This window comes from Falsiroseomonas sp. RANM36 (assembly GCF_056682175.1).
The window spans coordinates 230,303-236,282 of the sequence record NZ_JBWXTD010000005.1 but is presented as its reverse complement, the minus strand read 5'-3'; the positions used below and the strand labels follow the sequence as shown (position 1 = coordinate 236,282).

Sequence of the window (5,980 nt, the reverse complement as noted above, 5' to 3'; positions counted from 1 at the left end):
GGGGGGGGGGGGGGGGGGGGGGGGGGGCCCCGGCGGGGGGGGGGGGGCCCGGGGGGGGGGGGGCCGGCGGGGGCGCGGGCCTACGGCCTGGAGGGGCGGGCGACGCCCTCGGGCCCGGCCATCGCCAGCATCGAGGCGACCGCGCTCTACCGCTCCTTCCCCGAATATCTGGAGATCACGCGCCGGCTCGGCGCCGCGCCGGTGGTGGCGCGGGTGGAATTGCTCAGCATCGCCGGCGACATGGCGCGGCTCAGGCTCGGGCTGCGCAGCGTGCCGCCGCAGGCGGCGACGGATCTCGCCGCCTCCGGCCTGCAGGTCGCCCCGGCCCAGCCCGGATCGGGCCAGGGGACGCCCCAGGGGACGCCGGGCAGCGAGGGCTGGCGCCTCGGCCTTGCCGGCGGACGCTGACCAGACGCCGCCCGACCGGCATGGCGCGCCCCCGGCGCGATCCCCAGGCCCGGGCGCGCCGGGGCCGGAAGCGCTGGTCTTCACGCTGCCGAACGCGATCACCTTCGCGCGTCTCTGCGCCGTGCCGGCCGCGGTCTGGCTGGTGCTGCAGCACCGCCTGGACCTCGCCTTCTGGGTGTTCCTCGCCGCCGGGCTGTCGGACGGGGTGGATGGCTGGCTCGCACGGGTGCGCAACGCGCGCTCGCGGCTCGGCGCGATCCTCGATCCGGTGGCCGACAAGGCGCTGCTGGTCTCGATCTACGTCACGCTCGCGGCGATCGGCGTGCTGCCGGACTGGCTCGCGATCCTCGTCGTGTTCCGCGACCTGGTGATCGTGGGCGGCGTCATCGTCCTCTACGTCGCCGGGCAGCCGCCTGCGATCCAGCCGATCCTGCTCTCCAAGGCGAACACGGTGCTGCAGATCGCGCTGGCCGCGCTGGCGCTGCTGGTCGCCGGCTTCGGCCTGCCGGCTTCGGGGCTGGTCTCGCTGCTGGTCTGGCTGGTCGCCGCCAGCACCCTGGCCTCCGGCGCTGTCTATGTCTGGCGGGCCGCGAGGCGGCCACGATGAGGCCGGAGGAACCGCGCCCGCCGGTGCCCGCCCCGCCGCCCCGCGGCATCGCCGTGCCCACCCAGGCCACGGCGCCCGCCTGGCCGGGACAGCCGCCGCCGCGGGCGGCCACGCGCTCGCAGCGCATGGCGCTGGTGCTCGGCGCGCTGGCCGCGATCCTGTTCGCGCTGTGGCTGTTCTCGGCGATCCTGACGCCCTTCGTGCTGGCGATCTGCATCGCCTATTTCCTCGATCCCCCGGTGACGCGGATGCGGCGCGTCGGCGTGCCGCGCGGGCTGGCGGCCTTCCTGCTGGTGCTGGGCCTGGCCGCGCTGTGCCTGCTGGCGGTGCTGCTGCTGTATCCGCTGCTGATCGCGCAGATCGGCATCCTGATCCAGCGCCTGCCGGCCTATGTCACCGGCATCAGCGCGCTGGTCCAGCAGGCGCTGGAACGCGCGCAGGAAGCCTTCGGGCCGGAGGTGGTGGACGCGCAGCTGCGCGACCTGGCGGTGCGCCAGGCCGGCGCGATGGTGACCTTCCTCGGCACGGCGGTCGGGCGGCTGATCGGCGGCGGCGTCGCGCTGTTCAACGTCTTCACGCTGGTGGTGGTGACGCCGATCGTCGCCTTCTACCTGCTGCGCGACTGGCCGCGGATCATCGCGCGGGTGGATGGCTGGCTGCCGCGCCGGTCGGCGCATACGCTGCGCCAGCTCGCCCGCGACACCGACCGGGTGCTGTCCGCCTGGCTGCGCGGGCAGCTGCTGTGCTGCGGCATCCTCGGCGTGTTCTACGCGGCCGGGCTGCAGCTGGTGGGCCTCGAGCTCGGGCTGATCGTCGGGCTGATGGCCGGCGTGCTCTCCTTCATCCCCTATGTCGGCTCGCTGACCGGCTTCGTCGTGGCCGTGCTGCTGGCGGCGGCGCAGTTCAGCAGCTGGCAAGGGGTGGGCCTCGTGGTCGCGGTCTTCGTCGCGGGCCAGATCCTCGAGGGCTATTTCATCTACCCCCGGCTGCTCGGCGACCGGGTGGAACTGCACGCGGTCTGGGTGATCTTCGCGCTGTTCGCCGGCGGCGTGGCCTTCGGCTTCCTCGGCGTGCTGCTGGCGGTGCCCATGGCCGCGGCGATCGGCGTGGTCGCGCGCTACTGGCTGCGACGCTACCTGGAGAGCCCCTTCTACCTCGATCCGCCGCGGACCGGCTCCTGACGGGCGGGAATCACGTCGCTTCGGCACCGATCCGGGCGTAGAATCGGGTGGCACCCCCAGCGCCTGCCGCAATGCCGGCCGCAACGCCCGCCCCGACACCTGGAGACCCGCCATGCACACACGGCTCCTGCTGCTCCTGCCGCTGCTGGCCGCCTGCGCCACGGTGGAACCCCTGGCGAGGCCGCCGCAGGAGGCGACGCTGCCCGCGTCCATCGCGCCGAACGCGCCGGGGCGCGACCCGATCGTGGTGGTCGGGCAGAGCGCGGGCAGCTTCTTCCGCACGAGCCCGCCCAACCAGCCGGCCGCCGCCGCCCGCGCCTTCGCGGAGCTCGAATGGCTGGCGACCGCCGTGCCCAACGCCCAGAACTGGGCCTCGCTCGGCGGCCAGGGCCTCCAGCAGCTCGCCATGGCGCGAAACCAGGCACGCGACGCCCTCGCCATCTCGCGCGACGCCCCGGCGCAGGAGGTCATCAACGGCCTGGCCGCCGCCTCGCAGGCCCTGGCGGCGAACGACCGCGTGGCGCTGGACCGGGCTCTGCCGCAGGAGGTCTTCACCGCCGGCCCGGCCGGCACGGTGCAACGGCTGAGCGCTCCGCCGCGCGTGCCGAGCGCGCTCGCCGCCGCCGACACCTTCGGCGCGGAACGCAGCCGCAGCAGCTTCCGCTGAGCCGCCGCGGCCTGGGCGGGCCCGGCGCCGCCGCGCTATGCAGCAGGCCGTGACCGAGCGCGACCGAGCCGCCCAGCTTCCCCTCCCCCTGCCCGTCGCGACCTCCTCCGCGCGGGCCGACCTGGTGGAGGATGCCTCCAACGCCGAGGCGCTGGCCTGGCTGGACCGGCCCGGCGACTGGCCGCTGCACCGCCTTGCGCTGTTCGGCCCGCCCGGCACCGGCAAGTCCCACATGCTGCGCGCCGCCGCCGCCGCAGGGGGCTGGCGGCTGCTGCCGGGGCGCGCCCTGACCGAGGCGCTCGCCCTCGCCCCGGCCCCCGGCACCGCGCTGGACGAGGCCGATGCGGCGCCCGAGGCCCCGCTGTTCCACCTGATCAACCGCGGCGCCGAGGCCGGCACGCCCCTGCTGCTGGCAGCCCGGGAGGCCCCCGCGCGCTGGTCCGTGGCGCTGCCCGACCTCGCCTCCCGCCTGCGGGCGACGCTCGCGGTCGGGATCGCGGCGCCGACCGAGGCGCTGCTCGGTGCGCTGCTCGCGAAGCACCTGGCCGACCGCCAGCTTCGCGTGGGCGCCGAGGTCCGCGCCTATCTTCTCGCCCGGCTGCCGCGCGAGGCCGCCGCCGTCGCTGCCGCCGTCGCCGCGCTGGACGCCGCGGCGCTGGCCGGTGGCGGGGCGATCACGCGGCCGCTGGCCCGCACCGTGCTGGCCGGACTGCTCGGCGATGATGACGGTTCGGTGGCCGGGCTTCCTGGCGCCTCGCCGCCGGCGGGGCGCATGGGGTAGTCTCCGCGGCCATGGACACGCTGGCCCCCGACCTGACCGCCCAAGTCGGCCCCGCCGACAGCGCCCGCTTCATCAACCGGGAACTCTCCTGGCTCGCCTTCAACACGCGGGTGCTGGAGGAAGCGGCCAATCCGCGCCACCCCCTTCTCGAGCGGCTGCGCTTCGTCGCCATCTCCGCCTCCAACCTCGACGAATTCTATTCGGTGCGCGTCGCCGGCCTGATCGGGCAGGAGCGCGCGGGCATCGCCACCGCCTCCGCCGACGGGCTGACCCCGGCCCAGGCGCTGGCCGCCATCCATGCCCGCGCGCAGAACCTGATCGTCGGCCAGCAGGACGCCTGGCGGGAATTGCGCGTCCTGCTCGACGAGGCCGGGGTGCGCGTCTGCGAGCCCGGAACGCTGACCGCGGCCGACCGCGCCTGGCTCGACGGCTATTTCATGGACCGGGTCTTCCCGGTGCTGACGCCGCTGGCGGTGGACCCGGCGCATCCCTTCCCCTTCATCGCCAACCTCGCCCTCTGCATGGTGCTGAAGCTCGTGCGCCTCGAGGATGGGGGGACGATGCGGGCGCTGCTGCCGCTGCCGCCGCAGGTCGAGCGCTTCATCCGCCTGCCCGGCGAGCCGGCGGTGAAGGGCGACCGCATGACGATCCGCTTCGTCATGCTGGAGGATCTGATCGGCCTGTTCCTGGACCGCCTCTTCCCCGGCTTCCTGCCCGCGGAAAGCGGCCTGTTCAGGCTGATCCGCGACACCGACGTGGAATTCGAGGAGGAGGCCGAGGACCTCGTCCGCTCCTACGAGACGGCGCTGAAGCGCCGCCGCCGCGGGCGCGCGATCCGCCTTTCGGTGGATGCGCGCATGCCGCCCGACATGGTCGAGCTGGTGGTGGAGGAGCTGGACGCCGATGTGCAGGGCGTCTTCAAGGTGGAGGGCGTGCTGGGCGTGGCGGATCTGCGCCAACTGATCGTGGACGACCGGCCGGACCTGCTCTTCACGCCCTACACGCCGCGCTTCCCCGAACGCATCCTGGATTTCGGCGGCGACTGCTTCGCGGCCATCGCGGCCAAGGACATCGTCGTCCACCATCCCTACGAATCCTTCGACGTGGTGGTGCAGTTCCTTCGCCAGGCGGCGCGCGACCCGAACGTGGTTGCGATCAAGCAGACGCTCTACCGGACCACGCGCGACAGCCCGATCGTCAAGGCGCTGATCGAGGCCGCCGAGAGCGGCAAGTCCGTCACCGGCATCGTCGAGATCAAGGCCCGCTTCGACGAGGAGCGGAACATCGCGCTCGCGCGCGAGCTGGAAGCCGCCGGCGTGCAGGTGGTCTTCGGCTTCGTCGAGCTGAAGACCCACGCGAAGGTTTCCCTCGTCGTGCGGCGGGAGCGCGAGGGCCTGCGCAGCTACGCGCATTTCGGCACGGGCAACTACCATCCCGTGACCGCGCGCATCTACACCGACCTCAGCTTCTTCACCGCCGACCCGGCGCTGACCCGCGACGCCCAGAAACTGTTCAACTACATGACCGGCTATGCGCGGCCGGAGACGATGGAGGCGCTGGCCTTCGCGCCGCTGACCATCCGCCCCGCCCTGCTCGGCCTGATCGAGCGCGAGATCGGCTTCGCGCGCGAAGGCAAGCCGGCGACGATCTGGCTGAAGATGAACTCGCTGGTGGACGAGCAGCTGATCGACGCGCTCTACCGTGCGAGCGAGGCGGGCGTGCAGGTGGAGTGCGTGGTGCGCGGCATCTGCTGCCTGCGGCCGGGCGTGCCGGGCCTGTCGGAGAACATCCGCGTGAAGTCCATCGTCGGCCGCTTCCTGGAGCACAGCCGCATCTACGTCTTCGGCAACGGCCAGAAGCTGCCCTCCCGCCGCGCGCGGGTGTTCATCTCCTCCGCCGACTGGATGGCGCGCAACATGGACTGGCGCGTCGAGACGATGGTGCCGATCGAGAACCCGACCGTGCACACCCAGATCCTCGACCAGGTGATGATGGTGAACCTGCAGGACACGATGCAGAGCTGGGAGCTCGGCGCCGACGCGGTCTATCGGCGCATGGCGCCCGGCGAGAAGCCGGTCTCCGCGCACGAGTACTTCATGACCAACCCCTCGCTGTCCGGGCGCGGCAGCGCGCTGCGCCCGCGCACGGCGCGCGGGGCGCGGCATGCGGCGGGCGTGCCGCTCACCCGGCAGGGACGGCAGGACCGCGTGGCGCAGGACTGAACGGCGGCATGGACAGCTTCACCCTGACGCCGCCGCGCGCCTCCCGCCGGGGGGGGGGGGGGGGCGGCCGGCGGGGGGGGGGGGGGGGGGGGGGGGGGCAGGGGCCGGGCGGAC

The 5,980-nt window shown here is 74.0% G+C and carries 6 protein-coding genes; all 6 read left to right on the top strand.

Annotated elements, in window-relative coordinates; all coding sequences use genetic code 11:
* Positions 1 to 408 (top strand): hypothetical protein (locus AC1MIR_RS19055; RefSeq protein WP_480029764.1); only part of this gene is annotated, 408 nt, incomplete at its 5' end.
* Entirely contained in the window at positions 392 to 1,015 is a 624-nt protein-coding gene (locus AC1MIR_RS19050) for a CDP-alcohol phosphatidyltransferase family protein (protein ID WP_480029763.1), read from the top strand. The genes AC1MIR_RS19055 and AC1MIR_RS19050, both read left to right, overlap by 17 nt.
* On the top strand, positions 1,012 to 2,196 hold the full coding sequence (locus tag AC1MIR_RS19045; protein WP_480029762.1) for an AI-2E family transporter: 1,185 nt from the start codon (positions 1,012 to 1,014) through the stop codon (positions 2,194 to 2,196). Before AC1MIR_RS19050 ends, AC1MIR_RS19045 begins: the two co-directional genes overlap by 4 nt.
* A 112-nt stretch (positions 2,197 to 2,308) precedes the next feature.
* Positions 2,309 to 2,863: a hypothetical protein gene (locus AC1MIR_RS19040; RefSeq protein ID WP_480029761.1), complete on the top strand. Its 555-nt coding sequence runs from the start codon at positions 2,309 to 2,311 to the stop codon at positions 2,861 to 2,863.
* A gap of 49 nt (positions 2,864 to 2,912) precedes the next feature.
* Positions 2,913 to 3,644, top strand: a complete 732-nt coding sequence (locus AC1MIR_RS19035; protein WP_480029760.1) for an HdaA/DnaA family protein — start codon at positions 2,913 to 2,915, stop codon at positions 3,642 to 3,644.
* Between the two features lie 11 nt (positions 3,645 to 3,655).
* Positions 3,656 to 5,866: an RNA degradosome polyphosphate kinase gene (locus AC1MIR_RS19030; protein ID WP_480029759.1), complete on the top strand. Its 2,211-nt coding sequence runs from the start codon at positions 3,656 to 3,658 to the stop codon at positions 5,864 to 5,866.
* Positions 5,867 to 5,980: the final 114 nt, after the last annotated feature.

Bases quoted from the DNA above. Each gene is read 5' to 3' on its own strand.
- AC1MIR_RS19030 (WP_480029759.1), top strand. From the start codon at position 3,656: ATGGACACGCTGGCCCCCGACCTGACCGCCCAAGTCGGCCCCGCCGAC.
- AC1MIR_RS19040 (WP_480029761.1), top strand. From the start codon at position 2,309: ATGCACACACGGCTCCTGCTGCTCCTGCCGCTGCTGGCCGCCTGCGCC.
- AC1MIR_RS19045 (WP_480029762.1), top strand. From the start codon at position 1,012: ATGAGGCCGGAGGAACCGCGCCCGCCGGTGCCCGCCCCGCCGCCCCGC.